This window comes from Pauljensenia sp. UMB1177 (assembly GCF_030217965.1).
Lineage (GTDB): Bacteria > Actinomycetota > Actinomycetes > Actinomycetales > Actinomycetaceae > Pauljensenia > Pauljensenia turicensis_A.
In genome coordinates this window covers 294,955-311,515 of record NZ_JASOOV010000002.1, presented here as the reverse complement: position 1 = coordinate 311,515, position 16,561 = coordinate 294,955, and the positions used below count along the sequence as shown (strand labels likewise).

The following is a 16,561-nucleotide window of genomic DNA, read 5'->3' as shown; positions in this document are numbered from 1 at the left end:
CCAAGAGGCGCGGTTGGGCTCAGTGAGCTTCGATGGACAGTTTGATGTAAACGGCGGAAAGGATCGTGAAGATGTACGCCTGAAGGAACGCAACGAAAACCTCGAAGGCCGTCATGACAAACATTGCTGCGCCGGTCAGCACGCCGAGGGAGCTCATTGCGTTGAGCTCGTGCAGAAGGATTGCGGTACCGAAGTAGGTCATACCCAAGAGCAGGTGACCAGCAATCATGTTCGCCAAAAGTCGCAACATCAGTGTGGATGGGCGAACGATGAACGTCGAGAGGAACTCAATCGGCGTGATCAGCAGGTACATTGCCTTCGGCAATCCCGGCGGGAAAAGCTGGGACTTAAAGTAGTGGCCAATGCCTTGGGCCTTGATACCGCTTCCGACGAAGGTCACGTAAGAGATGATGGCGAACACCATCGGAACAGCAACGACCGAGGATGCTGCAATGTTGATGCCGGGAATAACGCCGGCAAGGTTCATGGCCAAGACGCCAAAAAATGCAAACCCGATGAATCCTGCGAAGCGACGACCGTTCTTGTTCCCAAGCATTTCAAGCGCAACATTCGCGCGAATAAAATCGGCGAGGAATTCAACGGCCATCTGACCGCGACCTGGAACGAGCTTCGGCTTACGGGCAACACCGACCAGTGCAAGGCAGAGAACAAGCGCCATGATCACGCGGGCAAGAGTCAAGCGTGAGAACTCAAAAAGAGTTCCTTCCCCGAAAATTGCGCTCGGGAAAAAATCCTCAAGTCCGGGTTGATGGGGGTGCTGTGTAAAAGCGGGAATTGCCGTAACAACGATAACGATGACGAGAATGACAAGAAGCGTCCAATACCAGACCGGTTTTGCGGTGCTTGCTCGACGGCTCGTCGAGGGCGATGACGTGGACAGGGTGTCCTCCCGGGTAGGTTACTCGACTTTGACAGGCATTTTCACCGTTGATGAAGCGGTCTGACCATCGTATCAGCAGCGTGAGCTTTGATTCATCTTTAAACATGAACTCACCAGATTGGTATGGCTCACGTTTTCCAAATGGGAACGAACGAGCGTTCAGAGGAGCAGTTCACACACGCAGTCGAAAGCCAGTCACGAGGTTCTTTCTGAGCCTCGTGAACCTTCGCACAACTAGTCGACGTTGAACTGGCGCATTCGCACCAGCGCCACCAACTCGAACAATTGGGAGCCGACGATCGCGATCAAAGCGCAGGTAGCGGGAAAACGCACCGGCTGGGCAAAAGCGGTCGGTAGATAGACGAACAGAGCGATTGCGCCGATGCGACCGATGTACGAAAAGGCAATCCACGCCAGAGGATTGCGGGCGGGCTGGGCGAGCTCCAGAAGCGACCTCACATGAATGCCAATAACTGACGCGATCACGCCGATAGCAAGGAGGATTGAGAGGATTTGCGCTCCCCCCGCGTACCCCAGCGCCCCTACAAGGAGGATCGCCACCACTGCGGTCACGATTTCAAGACGCGCAAGCTTTGCCACGGTCGAAGCAAAGAAAGCGGGACGAGAATCGTCTACTCCTTCGTTTTCCTTCGGTTCGTGATTGTGGGAGGAAGTCGTCATTACAGGGTAGTTCTCTCAAAAGTGGGCGACGGGTATTCAGCGTGCGCTGTAGCGGGCACTAGGGAATTCGCGCAGTGTCAGCCCGACAGCAACAGCCAAGAATGGGCTGGTAATCAGCAGAATGATCTTCCAGTCGACCACAAGCAGACAGACTGCGGGAATACACACTAGGGCTGTCCACATCCACATGATCGCGACGACCGTACGGTGCGAGTGTCCTCGCATGATCAGACGATCATGGAAGTGGGATCGGTCGGCGTGGAATGGGCTCTTGCCTCGAAGCATTCGCCTGATCGACGTGACAATCAAGTCAAGAATCGGGATGAAAATGACCGACAAGGGCAGAACAATCGGGAGCACCCCGACGAAAACCTGTTGCGTTCCCAGCAGTGATGGGTTAATTTGCCCAGTCATGATGATGCCGGCTGCAGCCAAAACAAGACCGAGTGTCTCCGCTCCCCCGCCCATCATGATTGACGATGGGTGGAAGTTGAACCAGAGGAAGCCGACACATACGCCTACCAGCGTGATCGTAATCAACGAGGCCGTCGTCGCATACGATGTTGCGCCGACGATGCGGGTCACCGAATAGGAATAGACGAAGAATGCCGCCGCCCCGATAGCGATAATCCCCGCTGCTAGCCCATCAAGACCATCAATGAAATTGACGGCGTTAATGATGCCGACGACAAGGAACACTGTCACGATCAAAGACAGGCGCGATGACCCGATGGTGATGCCGAAGATCGGGAAAGATACCAGCTGAACACCGTTAAACGCCATGATTCCGGTGATCAGAATCTGCCCGGACAGTTTCGCCATCCAGTCCAGTTCGATGACATCGTCGATAACTCCAAGGATGCACATTCCGAGAGTGGCAAAAAGGACTGCCCAGGGAATACTGGTTGCATACAGGGGACTCATGTAGGGAATCCTCGACGCCAATAAAAGCGTCACGACAAGACCGACCGTCATCGCGATTCCACCAAGGCGAGGAATCGGGTCCTTCTGGATATCACGGGAACGCAGCTTGGGAACAATCCCCCACGCAATGCACGCACACCTGACAATGGGAGTCATCAAAACGGTGACTCCCATGGCGACGAGCATGAGCAGAAGATAGACCTTCATCGGTCGGGGGTTCCAGGCCTTTCAGTGTGAACCGGTTGCGATCACTTTGACGTGTTCGCGGGTTCGATGGTGGTTCCAGCGGTAAGCGATAACTGTTCTAAGGATAGTGTGCCCAGACGGATTGCCCGTACCCCACCCTTCGTGAAGTCGAGGATTGTTGAGGGTGTCGAGCCGGGAGTCGGGCCACCGTCAACGTAGAGCGGAACCTGCGTCCCAAAGTAGTCCACTGCTTCGCCAACGCTTGTTGCCGGTGGATTTCCGGTGGTGTTTGCGCTGGTCAAAGCCAGTGGGCCGACCGTATCCAACAGTGTGCGGATGCGGGGCTCGTTCGGCATACGCACGCCGATTGTTCCCCCGGTTTCACCCAGATCCCAGCCAAGATCGGGGCGTGCCCGCAGGATCAGAGTCAATCCGCCCGGCCAGTATTCATCTGTCAACCGGTATGCAGCCTCGGGGATATCGACGCAAAGAGTTTCGATTGATTCGCGACCCGGAACGACAACGGGCGGCGGCATTTGGCGACCTCGTCCCTTGGCTGCAAGAACGCGAGCCACTGCGTCAGGATTACTCGCATCGCACCCGATTCCGTACACGGTGTCTGTCGGGATGATGATCAGCTGACCGCTTTTGACAGCGGTTGTCGCTTCCTTCAGGTCTGAGCTATCCCATGTGGGGGTGCAAGAAATGATTCGCGTAGTCACATCGGCATTGTGCCACGTCTGGTAACAAGATAGCGATCACGACCCGTCAGATCGGGCATGGTCTGAGGGTGCGTGAAGCCTGCCCGTTGTGCAGCGGTACGCATCAGTTCTGATTGACTCGGCGAGTGTTCAACAATCACCCAACCGCCGGGCTTCAGCAAGGTGGCGCTGCGCGCGAGGATCGCAGATGGAATCTGCATGCCACTCTCTCCCAGCCCGTAGAGTGCCATATCCGGGTCTCGCTGGGCTTCTGCCTGCGTCGGAGCCTCGTTAAAAGGAACGTAAGGCGGGTTCGAGACAACAATGTCGACACTGCCGTCAAGGTCAGCCAAAGTGGCCGGGTCAGTTGCGTCACCGTTCACGAGGCCAATGCGCCCGCCACCGTATTTTTCACAATTTTCCCTGGCGCATTGGAATGCCACCGGCGACAGTTCGACGGCGAAAACATCGCTTTTGGGGATTTCGTGTGCGAGCGAGCAGGCGATTGCACCAGATCCGGTACACAGATCGACGAGGCGCACGCTGTCACGAGTTTTCAGGATCTCGCGCGCCTGATCGATCGCCTGGCCCGCAACGACTTCGGTTTCTGGACGGCACACGAAGACACCTGGCATTGCACGCAACGTCAGACCACGGAAGAACATGCGCTCAGTGATGTGTTGCAGTGGAACACGTTTCATTCGTCGTTCAACCCCATCAATAAAGCGATGAACGATCGCTGGGGCGATGGGCTCACGGATTAACCACAGTGATTCCACATCCGCCGCCCATTCCAGAAGTTCGCGCGCCTCGGAAGCTGGAGCGGCCTCGTCGATCTGTGAAAGCTGGGCGCGTGCGAAGGCAAGAGCGTCGCGGACGGTGGAAATCTCGGCAGTCATTGGACGATCGGTGAAATGGTCGCGAGAGACTCTCAGGCGCTGGCAGAGGCGAGTCGCTCGGCTTCATCGGCTTCGATCAGCGAAGCGATGACGGGCTCAAGTTCGCCGGCAAGCACGCGATCAAGATTGTGCGCTTTGTAGCCGGTGCGGTGTTCAGCGATGCGGTTTTCTGGGAAGTTGTAGGTGCGTACGCGCTCGGAACGATCAACGGTGCGAACCTGGCTGAGGCGCTGGGCCGATGCTTCAGCTTCGCGCTTCGCACGAGCTTCGGCTGCCAAACGGGACGCCAAGACGCGCAGGGCTGCTTCCTTGTTCTGTAGCTGCGATTTTTCGTTCTGCATCGAGACCACGATGCCCGACGGAATGTGGGTGATGCGGACAGCGGAATCCGTGGTGTTCACCGACTGGCCGCCGGGACCCGAGGAACGGTAGACGTCAATGCGCAGGTCGTTCGGGTCGATGACAATCTCAGTGTCATCTTCAATTTCGGGCATGACGAAGACGCCGACTGCGGAGGTGTGAATACGACCCTGCGACTCGGTGACGGGCACGCGTTGCACGCGGTGAACTCCGCCCTCGAACTTTAAGTGAGCCCACACGCCTTCTTCTGGGGTCACGGTTCCCTTGGCGCGAATTGCCAGCGTGATGTCTTTGTAGCCACCGAGTTCAGTGTCCGTTGAAGAGAGTTCTTGGACGCTCCAGCCCTTCGATTCGGCGTAGCGCGCGTACATGCGAGCGAGGTCGGATGCGAAAAGAGCGGATTCTTCACCGCCCTCCCCTGCTTTAATTTCGAGGATGACGTCGAGGGCATCCTCACTGTCGCGCGGTGCGAGGATTTTCAGTAGCGCGTCGTAGGCGTCTTGCGCCTCATTTTCGAGGCCTGGAATCTCGTCAGCGAACGATGGATCTTCCGTGGCCAGTTCACGGGCAGCCTCAAGGTCATCTCGGGTGCTCGAGAGTCGATCAGCAGCAGCCTTGATGCGAGACAGCTCAGCGAAACGCCTTCCCACGCGACGCATCTTCGCAGGGTTGGACAGAGTATCCGGCGCCGACATCTCCTGTTCGACGCTTTCGTACTCGCTCAAGAGTGCTTCAAGGGCACTCAGACCTTCACTGGTCTCGTTATCGACTGTCATGGACTTCCTTTAAAGCTGAGTGGCCAGATACGCCTCGGCGCCGGGCGCTTAACGCTCCCGGCGCCGATCAAAACGCAACGTACGCTTGCCTCATTTGGAGGGGCGAACACGCTTTCCGTAACGTGCCTCGAACTTAGCGACGCGACCGCCGGTGTCGAGGATCTTCTGCTTGCCGGTGTAGAACGGGTGGCAAGCGGAGCAGACGTCCACGCGCATCTCACCGGTGGTGAGGGTGGAACGGGTGTGGAAGCTGTTACCGCACGTGCAAGTCACGAGGGTATCCACGTATTCGGGGTGGATGTCCTTCTTCATGGAGTATCTCCTGGGTTCGTTGGTGCCCCGGGTCCGGATCCGCAGATCTTCCCACATCTGGTGGCAAGTATCCTTCCGCCTTGGAGTATCCAAACGGTGGCGAACCGGTGAACCGATGGCCGACGGCGTCAATTGTGCCACTTTCGGCGCTCTTACGTCTATGTGGCAGGGCCCTCATATGCGTGAAACGCGCGACCTTTTGACGCGCGTTTCACGTCAGGGGGTTCTCAGTCAGCACTGGGAGTGGTCTTTTGGACCATCATCAGGAACTCAGCGTTCGACTGGGTTTCCTTGAGCTTTTCAAGGATCAGTTCCAGACCGGACTGCTGATCCAGCGTGCCAATCACGCGACGAAGCTTCCACATGATGCGAAGTTCTTCAGGCTGGAACAGCATTTCTTCACGGCGGGTACCGGACGCATTGACGTCGATCGCTGGGAAGATACGACGGTCTGCCAGCTGACGCGACAGACGCAGTTCCATATTGCCGGTGCCCTTAAACTCTTCGAAAATGACCTCGTCCATCTTCGAACCGGTCTCAACCAGAGCCGACGCGATGATGGTAAGCGAGCCGCCTTCCTTGAGATTACGGGCGCCACCGAAGAACTTCTTCGGCGGGTACAGGGCGGATGCGTCAACGCCACCCGACAGGATACGGCCGGAAGCCGGTGCGGCTAGGTTGTAGGCGCGCGACAGTCGCGTGATCGAGTCAAGAAGAACGACAACATCCTGGCCGAGTTCAACCAGACGCTTTGCGCGCTCTATGGCAAGTTCGGCGACGATCGTGTGATCCGATGCGGGGCGGTCGAAGGTCGAGGCAATGACCTCCCCCTTGACGATCGAACGCATATCCGTCACTTCTTCCGGACGTTCGTCAACCAGGACGACCATCAGGTGAACCTCGGGATTGTTGATCTCGATAGCCTTCGCGATCTGCTGGATGACCATCGTCTTACCGGCCTTCGGTGGCGAAACGATCAGGCCACGCTGGCCTTTACCGATCGGAGCGACCAAGTCGATAACGCGTGGCGTGTATGCCTTTGCGGACGTTTCGAGGCGTAGTTGCTCATTCGGGTAAACCGGGGTGAGCTTGGAGAACTCGCGACGAGCCTGCGCTTCCTCGATCGACATGCCGTTCACGGAGTCAACGCGAACCAGAGCGTTGTACTTCTGACGCTGCCGTTCACCTTCACGGGGCTGCCGAACGGCACCTGCAACGGCATCGCCCGCACGCAGACCCCAACGGCGAACGTTGCCAAGGGTGACATACACATCGTTCGGACCGGGAAGATAACCAGAAGTGCGAACAAATGCGTGATTGTCCTGAATATCCAAGATGCCAGCGATCGGAGCAAACTGTTCGTCTTCGCGCACCTGTTCTTCGCGGTCGCCACGATCATTGCGGTCACGGTTACGACGATTATAGCGATCGTTGCGGTTGTTGCGATCACGGCGACGGCTGTTGCGATCACGGCGGTTACGACCGCGCTCTTCACCTTCTTCCCCTTCGGGAAGCTCAATGGCGTCCAGGGACGGAGCCTTGACGGAAGCGTTTTCTTCCGCTTCGGGCTTCTCACCGCCCTTCTTGGGAGCCGGCAGTTCAATAGTCGCCGGTTCGGTTGGTCCGGCGGTCGCGACGCGACGACGACGTGACTTGCGCTGGGGCTGTTCAGCGTCGTCATTCTTCGTTCCCTGATCCTGGGTTCCCTGGTCCTGGGCAGGTGCCTGGGTAGCAGGCGCAACCTGCTCATGTGAAACTTCAGCGGTAGCCGCACGACGCGTACCACGGGCACGGCGCGTGGGGGCCTCGTCAGATGAAGCGGAAGCCTTCTTAGCTGGCGCAGACGAGGAAGAAAGAGCTTCGATCAGGTCGGCCTTACGCATCTTTGACGTACCCTTGAGACCTTGGCTGGAAGCTAGCGCCTGGAGTTCAGCCAGCTTCATGCCCCGCAATGCAGACTGTGTCTTGGGGGCGGCTTGTTCGTTTGTCACGAATGAATCCTCACTGGATATGGAATGCTCTTTTCGAGCAAATGGGGATCTCCCTTTAAAACGGGAGGAATACGTTGCGATAACGCTGATCGCGTGACGTAAGGGATGAGCCACCAAAACGTGGCGGGCCGTAAGACCCGCTTCAAGTGTACCAACCGTTTGTCTCTATAGGCACCACAACGTTAAAGTCGCGCGTTTGTGCGCATAAAGTCACACGAGACTGAAAGAAAACAAAGAAAACAGAACTGAAGGATAATCAGTAGAGCTTCGCCAGTCGCCCGCGAGTAATCGCCGCACCTTTGCTTGGCACGTCAAGAGCCATGACCTTCCAGCCCGCTGATCTGGCGTCCGCGCAGATTTCGTCCGGCACCGTCTCCACGGCCAGAACCGTCGGTCCAGCACCAGAAACTGTGGCCGCGATGCCGGCATTGCGCAACCAATCCACCAGCGCAAGCGAAGGCTCCATGGCTTCGCGTCGGTATTCCTGGTGCAAAACATCCGCCGTGGCATCCATCAGCAGATCATGGAACGAGGCCTGCCCCACCGAACGAGCCTGTCCTGAAAGGAGCGCAGAAAGAAGAGCGGCTCGGGCAACATTGAAGCGCGCATCTGTATGGGCGACCACTTGCGGAAGAGCGGAACGGGCCTTTTCGGTTGCCAATTTAAAGTCAGGTATAAAGACGACGGGGGCAATGGTGTGAGGAACCGAGAGTGAAACTGCACCCGGCCGGCCGTTATCGACCCACGCGATGGTTGCTCCACCAGCGATTGCTGGCGCAACGTTGTCGGGGTGTCCTTCCAATTCGGTACCGATCATGAGGACTTCTTCGTCCGTCAGGACATCCTCGCGCCCGATAAGCGCGCGAGCAAGAAGAATTCCCGCAACGATCGCACTGGCCGATGAACCCATTCCGCGCGAATGAGGGATGCGGTTTGTGCAACGCATTTTCACGCCAACCTGCGGTGCGCCCGCACGATCGAGCGCTAAGCGCATCGCTTGGACGACAAGATTGTCTTCACCGGTTGCAACATTCCCTGCGCCCTCACCTTCAACGGTGACGCTTGTGTGGACTCCGGAGGTTGCGTGAACTGCAACTTCGTCCCAAAGGTTCAGCGCCAGCCCCAGCGAATCGAATCCTGGGCCAAGGTTCGCGCTGGTTGCGGGGACGCAGACGGCAACGAATTCTTCGGTGATTCTCATGTCACTCCCCTTCGACGCGAATCGCGCTGGTGACTTCACGAACCACGGGCGAGTGCGACAGGGCGTGTGCGACTGCCGCCAGATCCGCTTCGCGGGCAAGGTGGGTTGTCGCCACGATCACGCAGGCACCCGGCTCCTTGTCGTCGCGCTGATGCACAGACTGGATGGAGACGCCGTGGCGAGCGAATATTCCGGCAACATCGGAAAGTACACCAAGGCGATCCTCTACCTGCATACGAATCTGGTAGCGAGTGAAGGCCATGCCCGGGTCAAGAATCGGCAGGTGAGCGTAGACGGACTCACGGGGTGCGTGTCCGCCGAATGCGCGGTGGTGGGCAGCAGCGACGAGGTCCGAAAGAACAGCGGACGCGGTGGGAGCACCACCTGCACCCTGACCGTAGAACATCAGACGGCCTGCTGCTTCACCTTCGATGAGGATGGCGTTGAATGCTCCATCGACACTGGCCAGAGGCGAATCGAGCGGGACGAGCGCGGGGTGGACGCGCATGGCAACGCCGTCTTTACCGTCTTCTCCAACACAACGCTCAGCGATGGCAAGAAGCTTGATCGTACGACCGAAGAAGGCAGCTTCTTCCATATCTTCTGCCGTGATCTTGGTGATGCCCTCAACGGCAACGTCATCGATTCCGACGCGCGTATGGAAAGCCAACGAGGCCAGAATTGAACACTTTGCCGCCGCATCGAAACCGTCAACATCTGAGCTGGGATCGGCTTCGGCAAAACCGAGCTCCTGGGCTTGATTCAACGCTTCCTCATAGGACAGGCCGCGCGACGCCATCGCATCGAGGATGAAATTGGTCGTGCCATTGACGATGCCCATCACCTTGGTGATGCGGTCACCCGCAAGCGATTCGCGCAGGCCGTAAACGACGGGAACTGCGCCCGCAACCGAGGCCTCGTAGTAGAGGTCTGCGCCGGTTTCAGCCGCAGCGGCAAACAGCTCTGGACCGTGAGTAGCAAGAAGCGCCTTGTTGCCGGTCACCACGGAAATGCCCTGTTTGAGTGCTCGGATGACATAGGTTCGGGCTGGCTCAATACCGCCGATCAATTCAATGACAATGTCGTGGCCATCGATGGCTTCTTCGGGATGGGTCGTCAGAAGTGCAGGATCCACATCGTAGTCACGAGGCGCATCAAGCCTGCGGACCGCCACCCTGTTCACGCGTATACGCGCACCTGAGCGAGCTTCAAAATCGTCGGCCTGCTCTGTGAGCATGCGGATAACCTGTGATCCGACGGTACCTGCACCGAGAACACCGACTTTCAGTTCGGGGCTACGCTCTTCCACCGAGAAACTCCTTGACCACTCACGCACGTGTTTGCGCTGTTGGTAATGAGCATAGGCATAGATAGGACTGAATACATACGCGCGTCCATTTCTTTGAGAGAGAACAATAGTCGAGCGCGACCTCGTGCTTAAAGAACATCACACCCACGTTTAGGACTAACGTCCCTATCAAAAATGTTTATTGTTAACAATTGTGCACGTTGTGATAACCCGCACCTGTGACAAATGACCTCTGTATGGAAACACTAACTACGTAGGTACACAATTGTTACAAGGTACCTACCGGTACACATTCGAGAATCATCTAATGCAGTGCGGTACAACGATCGTCCGCAAGCATTTATTGAGAAGAGGAACGATGACAGAGCAGACCGCTCCCAGCATCCCCACACAAGAGGCTTGGACCGATTTCAAAACTGGAAATTGGGACAAAGAAATCGACGTCCGCGACTTCATCCAGCGTAACTACACGCCGTACGAGGGCGATGCCTCCTTCCTCGCAGGTCCCACCGAAAAGACCCTCCGCGTCTGGGACTCCCTCGAAAAGGAGTACCTTTCCGAGGAACGCAAGGTCCGCATCCTCGACGTCGACACCCACACCCCCGCCGACATCGACGCCTTCAAGCCCGGTTTCATCTCCTCCGACGACGACGTTATCGTCGGCCTGCAGACGGACGCCCCCCTCAAGCGCGCGATGATGCCCAACGGTGGCTGGCGCATGGTCGAGACCGCCATCAAGGAGGCCGGTAAGGAGGTCGACCCCGAGGTCAAGAAGATCTTCACCCAGTACCGCAAGACCCACAATGACGCGGTCTTCGACATCTACACGCCACGGATCCGAGCCGCCCGCTCCTCGCACATCATCACTGGCCTGCCGGACGCCTACGGTCGCGGTCGCATCATCGGCGACTACCGCCGCGTCGCCCTCTACGGCGTCGATCAGCTCATCGAGTGGAAGCAACAGGACAAGGACCGCTACGCAGACCAGCCTTTCTCCGAGCACTGGGCACGCTACCGCGAGGAGCACTCCGAGCAGATCAAGGCGCTCAAGAAGCTGAAGAAGATGGCGGCCGACTACGGCTTCGACATCTCCGGGCCCGCGAAAACCGCGAAGGAAGCGGTCCAGTGGACCTACTTCGGCTACCTCGCCTCTGTGAAGTCGCAGGACGGCGCCGCGATGTCGATCGGTCGCCTCTCCGCCTTCTTCGACGTCTACTTCGAGCGCGACCTCGCCGCCGGTCTCATCACCGAATCCGACGCACAGGAGATCATCGACGCCCTCGTCATCAAGCTCCGCATCACGCGCTTCCTTCGCACGATTGATTACGACCAGATCTTCTCGGGAGACCCCTACTGGGCAACCTGGTCAGACGCAGGCTTCGGCGACGACGGTCGCACGCTGGTCACCAAGACCTCATTCCGCCTGTTGCAGACCCTGCGTAACCTGGGCCCCGCCCCCGAACCGAATATCACGATCTTCTGGGACGAAAACCTGCCCAAGGGCTACAAGGAATTCTGCGCAGCGATCTCGATCGAAACCTCGTCCATCCAATATGAGTCCGACCCGCAGATTCGCCAACACTGGGGCGACGACGCCGCCATCGCATGTTGCGTCTCCCCGATGAAGGTCGGCAAGCAGATGCAGTTCTTCGGCGCACGCGTCAACGCTGCAAAGGCCCTGCTCTACGCCATCAACGGTGGTCGCGACGAAATGAGTGGCAAGCAGGTCGTTGAAGGCTACGAGCCCATCACCGGCGACGAACCACTGAAGTTCGACGAGGTCTGGGCCAAGTACGAAGAGATGCTCGACTGGGTTGTCGGCACCTACGTTGAAGCCCTCAACATTATCCACTACTGCCACGACCGCTACGCATACGAAGCAGTCGAGATGGCACTGCACGATTCCGAAATCATCCGCACCATGGGTTGCGGTATCGCAGGCCTGTCGATCGTTGCTGACTCGCTGGCAGCCATCAAGTACGCAAAGGTCACGCCGATCCGCGACGAAACCGGACTGGTTGTCGACTACACAACCGAAGGCGAATTCCCGACCTACGGCAACGATGACGACCGCGCCGATGAGATCGCCGCAACCGTCGTCCACACCGTCATGGACAAGATCCGTCAGATCCCGATGTACCGCGACGCAATCCCGACGCAGTCCGTCCTGACGATCACCTCGAACGTCGTCTACGGCAAGGCAACCGGCGCATTTCCATCCGGTCACCGCGCAGGCACCCCGTTCGCACCGGGCGCAAACCCGGAGAACGGCATCGACACCCACGGCATGGTTGCTTCCATGCTGTCGGTCGGTAAGCTCGACTACAACGATGCGCTCGACGGTATCTCGCTGACGAACACCATCACCCCGTCCGGCCTTGGCCGTACAAAGGCCGAGCAGATCGACAACCTTGTCGGAATCCTCGATGCAGGCTTCGTCCCGGACGATACCTGTGAAATGATTTCCAGTAACTAATCATTCTTACCGGGAGCGGGGCACTACCAAGCCCCGCTCCCGAGACCAGACAACACCCATAAGGAGAAAATCATCATGGCAACCAAGACCTACGAAGAGCGCCTCGCAGACATGAAGGCAGCCCGTGAAGAGCGCGGCGAGTCCGACGGCCTGTACCACGCCAACATCAACGTTCTTGATCGTTCCACCCTGGAAGACGCAATCGAGCACCCCGAGAAGTACCCGAACCTGACCGTTCGCGTTTCCGGCTACGCCGTTAACTTCGTGAAGCTCACCCGCGAGCAGCAGCTTGACGTTCTCTCGCGTACCTTCCACCACTCGGCCTGATATCCGCTTTACGCTGGCGTAAAACAGATTCAGCACCTTCCGGTTCGGGGCGCGGGATTCTTCCTGCGCCCCGAATTGCGTCGACGCCTTTAACAATTGCGCACTCACAATGAACAGAGCATGAACGTGCGCCTCGTTCCCTTTCATTCACGATCAGGACACCATGACTGAGCTTTCCCGCACCGCCCCCGTAGGCGATGGATCTTCAATCGTTCCTACCGGACCCATTGATTCCCACTCGAAGCTCCGCGATCAAGACTTCCAAGCACCGACCGGTCGCGTGGGCGGTCAAGGAGTCGCAGGCCTGGGTGAGCTGAGCGAGATGGAACGCACGGAGCGCCTGCACAAGATGCATGACGGCACGCTGGGATCCGTTCACTCGTGGGAGCTTGTGACCGCTGTCGACGGCCCGGGAACGCGTCTGACAGTTTTCCTCAACGGCTGCGGGCTCCGCTGCCTGTACTGCCACAATCCCGACACGTTCTTCATGAAGAATGGAACGCCCGTTGAGATCGACGAGATCCTCGGCCGCATCCGTCGCTACCGTAAGATTTTCCGCACGACGGGTGGCGGTATCACCCTGTCCGGTGGCGAAGCCATGATGCAGCCGGAGTTTGTTCGTCGCATCTTGGCCGGAGCGAAAGCAATGGGGGTTCACACCTGTTTGGATACGTCGGGGTTCCTTGGCGCGAACTGCGATGACGCGATGCTCGACGATCTGGATTTGGTTCTGCTGGACGTGAAGTCCGGCATCCCTGAGCTCTATAAGAAGGTCACGACCGGCGACCTTCAGCCGACCGTTGACTTCGGTGATCGCCTGGCGGCGCGTGGCACGACACGCGTGTGGATTCGTTTTGTCTTGGTGCCGGGATTAACTGATGGCAAGGACAATATCGAAGCGATAGGAAACATCATCACGAGGTGGCGCAATGTCATCGACCGCGTTGAGGTCCTCCCCTTCCATCAGATGGGTCAGGATAAGTGGGATTCACTGGGCTTGGATTATCAGTTGCGTGACACAAAGCCACCCTCGCCTGAGGCGACCGAGGAAGTTCGTGATTACTTCCGCTTACTGGGCTTCGAGGTTCACTGACGCTCAGTCGCTGTTCGTCCTATCGACGAGGCCCCGCATGAGTCTCTTTACTCTATGCGCCATGCACTTTGCAGGTATTTTTTCGTGAAAGGGGCGGGTGCTATCAATGAGTAGCACCCGCCCCCCACGTTTATTCAGGTCGGAAGTCTCACCGTTCTTGGCACATTCGCCACGAGACGTCACGGGGGCTAACACGATTGGCTAAGCGCCCCCAGCGAAACCAGAAGACCGAGTCAGTTGGTTGCAACAAAAGCGTCGAACTCACCCAGCAGGCGTGCACGCTCTGCGTCGGAAACCCAAGCGATTTCAAGAGAATTACGTGCCAGCTGAACAAGCATGTCCTTGGTGAAGCCTGCCTGGTCGGCAAGAGCGTAGAAATTGTCGGCAACGTAGCCACCGAAGTAGGCCGGGTCATCAGAGTTGATGGTGACCTTCACGCCACGTTCAAGGAGAGTCTTCACTTCCTTGTCCTTCATATCGTGGTTGTTCGCGGTGACGAACGAGTTCGATAGCGGGCAGGAGGTCAAGCCAATGCCCCTATCTGCGACCAGCTGAACCAGCGCATCGTCTTCCACGATGTTCGTGCCATGGTCAAGGCGCTCGGCACCGAGCTCAGTCAGCGCACGACGGATATTGTCGATAGAGCCAACCTGATCAATGTCGCAGTGCATCGTGACATGCAGACCGTTGTCCTTCGCCATCGCGAAGACCTCGGCGAACTTCTCCGGTGGATTATCGCGCTCGTCAGAATCTAGACCAACGGCGAAGAACTTGTCCTTGTATGGCAGTGCTACTTCAAGGGTTTCTCGCGCGGATTCTGCGCTCATATCACGCAGGAAGCAGAGAATCAGGTCAGCGGAGAGTCCGTCTTCGCGTGCCTTCTCAACAGCCTTGTAGTAGCCGTTGATGACAGTTTCAATCGCAATACCACGCGTGGTGTGAGCCTGGGGATCGAAGAAGCACTCAGCGCGACGAACACCGTTCGCCTTGGCTCGCGCAAAGTAAGCGGAGGCCAGAGCCTCGAAGTCCTCTTCATCCTGCAGGACATTCATCGCCGGGTAATAGACGGCGAGGAACGAGGTCAGGTCGGTGAAGTTGTAGCTGGCCTGAACTTCCTCGATGGTCGACTGACCGATATCGACGCCGTGCTTGGTAGCAAGAGCAAGCTTAAGATCGGGTTCAAGCGTGCCCTCAAGGTGGAGATGCAGTTCTGCCTTGGGCAGACCAGCAACGAATTCACGCGTGACGGTGGTGGTCACGATTCCTCCTTGGTAAAAGTTGTGCGACGAAAGTGTCACCCGCCCATTGTGTCACGACCGAATGACGAACATCTAGCCACTGAACAAATCGGTAGAGTGCCAGTTCGTGCCTCGTCAATTTCCTTCCCCACTTTGTCACTTTTCGCAACTAAGCTTGATTGCATAAGCGTGCTAGTCCACGCATTCACCAACCGTCAGGAGCACCCATGCCTACCCGTCACGCGTCCGGTTACGAAATCTTTCTTTCTTCTGGAGAATATGAGGCTCGGATTGTTACCGTCGGCGCCGGACTCGCCGCACTCACGTACGCAGGGCGCGACTTAGTCGTCGCCCATGACGCGGATGAAATTCCCGAAGGCTACTTGGGGAAAACGCTGATGCCCTGGCCGAACCGTATTGCTGGAGGAACATACACATGGGAAGACATCACCTACACGGTTGACGTGAATGAAGCTGCAACCGGCTCAGCATTGCACGGTCTGATGACCTGGGTTGACTGGACGATCATTCACGCTGATTCTGACTCAGCAACACTGGGAGCATTCATCGCTCCCCGCTATGGCTACCCGTGGCCGATTGAAGCGTGGGTAACCTACGCGCTCAGCGCCTGCCGTGGTCTGACCGTCACTCTAGTGGCAAAAAACGTCGGCTCCACACCCGCCCCATATGGTGTTTCGTCCCACCCCTACCTGTCACTCGATGGCAAGAAGAATGATGGATACGAGGTTACGATTCCAGCCTCTGAAATCATCCGGGTCGATCAGAACATGGCTCCTGTTGAAACGGTCCCGGTAGATGATCTTGAGCGTGATTTCCGCACTCCGCGCCTACTTGGCTCACAATCTGTTGACCATGCTTTCACCGGTTTGCCCGAAGGTGAATGGACCGTTCAACTGCGTGATCCAGAAACCGGATTGACGGTTCAATTGAAGGCTGACACCCCGTGGGTTCAGGCGTTCACTGCTGATTCCATGGGACGAACCGGCATCGCTGTTGAGCCAATGACCTGCCCCCCGAATGCCTTTAATTCAGGCAAGGATCTCATTGTGCTTGCCCCTGGCCAATCCCACACAATGACCTTCACGATCATCGGTTCGATCGAAAGCTGAGACTTTAACCCATACACGTACTGCGGGCCGACGGTATTCACTGTCGGCCCGCAGTA

At 57.5% G+C, this 16,561-nt stretch carries 15 protein-coding genes; 4 read left to right on the top strand and 11 right to left on the bottom strand.

Features of this window, described 5'->3' with window-relative positions:
* Nucleotides 1-19: 19 nt before the first annotated feature.
* The 10 genes from atpB to QP442_RS04565 form a co-directional block, all read right to left on the bottom strand.
* Complete coding sequence (gene atpB / locus QP442_RS04610) at nucleotides 20-901, bottom strand: F0F1 ATP synthase subunit A (protein WP_219585870.1); 882 nt, start codon at nucleotides 899-901, stop codon at nucleotides 20-22.
* A gap of 234 nt (nucleotides 902-1,135) precedes the next feature.
* The gene (locus QP442_RS04605; RefSeq protein ID WP_103631930.1) at nucleotides 1,136-1,582 is read right to left on the bottom strand and encodes a hypothetical protein; all 447 of its coding nucleotides are present in this window, start codon (nucleotides 1,580-1,582) and stop codon (nucleotides 1,136-1,138) included.
* A gap of 36 nt (nucleotides 1,583-1,618) precedes the next feature.
* Complete coding sequence (locus QP442_RS04600) at nucleotides 1,619-2,713, bottom strand: glycosyltransferase family 4 protein (protein WP_103631931.1); 1,095 nt, start codon at nucleotides 2,711-2,713, stop codon at nucleotides 1,619-1,621.
* Nucleotides 2,714-2,754: 41 nt separating this feature from the next.
* Complete coding sequence (locus tag QP442_RS04595) at nucleotides 2,755-3,414, bottom strand: L-threonylcarbamoyladenylate synthase (protein WP_285068065.1); 660 nt, start codon at nucleotides 3,412-3,414, stop codon at nucleotides 2,755-2,757.
* A complete protein-coding gene (gene prmC, locus QP442_RS04590; protein ID WP_219585211.1) occupies nucleotides 3,411-4,292 on the bottom strand; it encodes a peptide chain release factor N(5)-glutamine methyltransferase in 882 nt (293 codons plus the stop codon). The genes QP442_RS04595 and prmC overlap by 4 nt, the downstream gene beginning before the upstream one ends.
* Before the next feature lie 32 nt (nucleotides 4,293-4,324).
* Nucleotides 4,325-5,428, bottom strand: a complete 1,104-nt coding sequence (gene prfA / locus QP442_RS04585) for a peptide chain release factor 1 (protein ID WP_219585212.1) — start codon at nucleotides 5,426-5,428, stop codon at nucleotides 4,325-4,327.
* 90 nt (nucleotides 5,429-5,518) lie between these two features.
* Nucleotides 5,519-5,740 (bottom strand): 50S ribosomal protein L31, encoded by a 222-nt coding sequence (rpmE, locus tag QP442_RS04580; RefSeq protein WP_006681271.1) that lies wholly within the window; start codon nucleotides 5,738-5,740, stop codon nucleotides 5,519-5,521.
* Between the two features lie 227 nt (nucleotides 5,741-5,967).
* Nucleotides 5,968-7,731 carry a transcription termination factor Rho gene (gene rho / locus QP442_RS04575; RefSeq protein ID WP_285069668.1) on the bottom strand — a complete coding sequence of 588 codons (1,764 nt, stop codon included), beginning with the start codon at nucleotides 7,729-7,731 and terminating at the stop codon, nucleotides 5,968-5,970.
* Nucleotides 7,732-7,987: 256 nt separating this feature from the next.
* A complete protein-coding gene (gene thrB, locus QP442_RS04570; protein ID WP_179369763.1) occupies nucleotides 7,988-8,932 on the bottom strand; it encodes a homoserine kinase in 945 nt (314 codons plus the stop codon).
* Nucleotide 8,933: 1 nt separating this feature from the next.
* Complete coding sequence (locus QP442_RS04565) at nucleotides 8,934-10,241, bottom strand: homoserine dehydrogenase (protein ID WP_285069667.1); 1,308 nt, start codon at nucleotides 10,239-10,241, stop codon at nucleotides 8,934-8,936.
* Nucleotides 10,242-10,599: 358 nt separating this feature from the next.
* Between QP442_RS04565 and pflB the strand changes: the two genes are divergently transcribed.
* The 3 genes from pflB (at nucleotide 10,600) to pflA (ending at nucleotide 14,137) form a co-directional block, all read left to right on the top strand.
* Complete coding sequence (gene pflB, locus QP442_RS04560) at nucleotides 10,600-12,717, top strand: formate C-acetyltransferase (RefSeq protein ID WP_285069666.1); 2,118 nt, start codon at nucleotides 10,600-10,602, stop codon at nucleotides 12,715-12,717.
* A gap of 75 nt (nucleotides 12,718-12,792) precedes the next feature.
* Nucleotides 12,793-13,044, top strand: coding sequence for an autonomous glycyl radical cofactor GrcA2 (gene grcA2 / locus QP442_RS04555; protein ID WP_179369766.1), 252 nt, complete (start codon nucleotides 12,793-12,795; stop codon nucleotides 13,042-13,044).
* A gap of 163 nt (nucleotides 13,045-13,207) precedes the next feature.
* Nucleotides 13,208-14,137 (top strand): pyruvate formate-lyase-activating protein, encoded by a 930-nt coding sequence (pflA, locus tag QP442_RS04550; protein ID WP_285069665.1) that lies wholly within the window; start codon nucleotides 13,208-13,210, stop codon nucleotides 14,135-14,137.
* Nucleotides 14,138-14,370: 233 nt separating this feature from the next.
* Here pflA and add read toward each other — a convergent pair whose 3' ends face one another.
* Nucleotides 14,371-15,396 carry an adenosine deaminase gene (add, locus tag QP442_RS04545; RefSeq protein ID WP_285069664.1) on the bottom strand — a complete coding sequence of 342 codons (1,026 nt, stop codon included), beginning with the start codon at nucleotides 15,394-15,396 and terminating at the stop codon, nucleotides 14,371-14,373.
* A 206-nt stretch (nucleotides 15,397-15,602) separates the two neighbouring features.
* On the opposite strand from add, the gene QP442_RS04540 reads away from it, so the two are divergent.
* Nucleotides 15,603-16,505, top strand: coding sequence for an aldose-1-epimerase (locus QP442_RS04540; RefSeq protein ID WP_285069663.1), 903 nt, complete (start codon nucleotides 15,603-15,605; stop codon nucleotides 16,503-16,505).
* The last annotated feature ends 56 nt before the right edge of the window (nucleotides 16,506-16,561 follow it).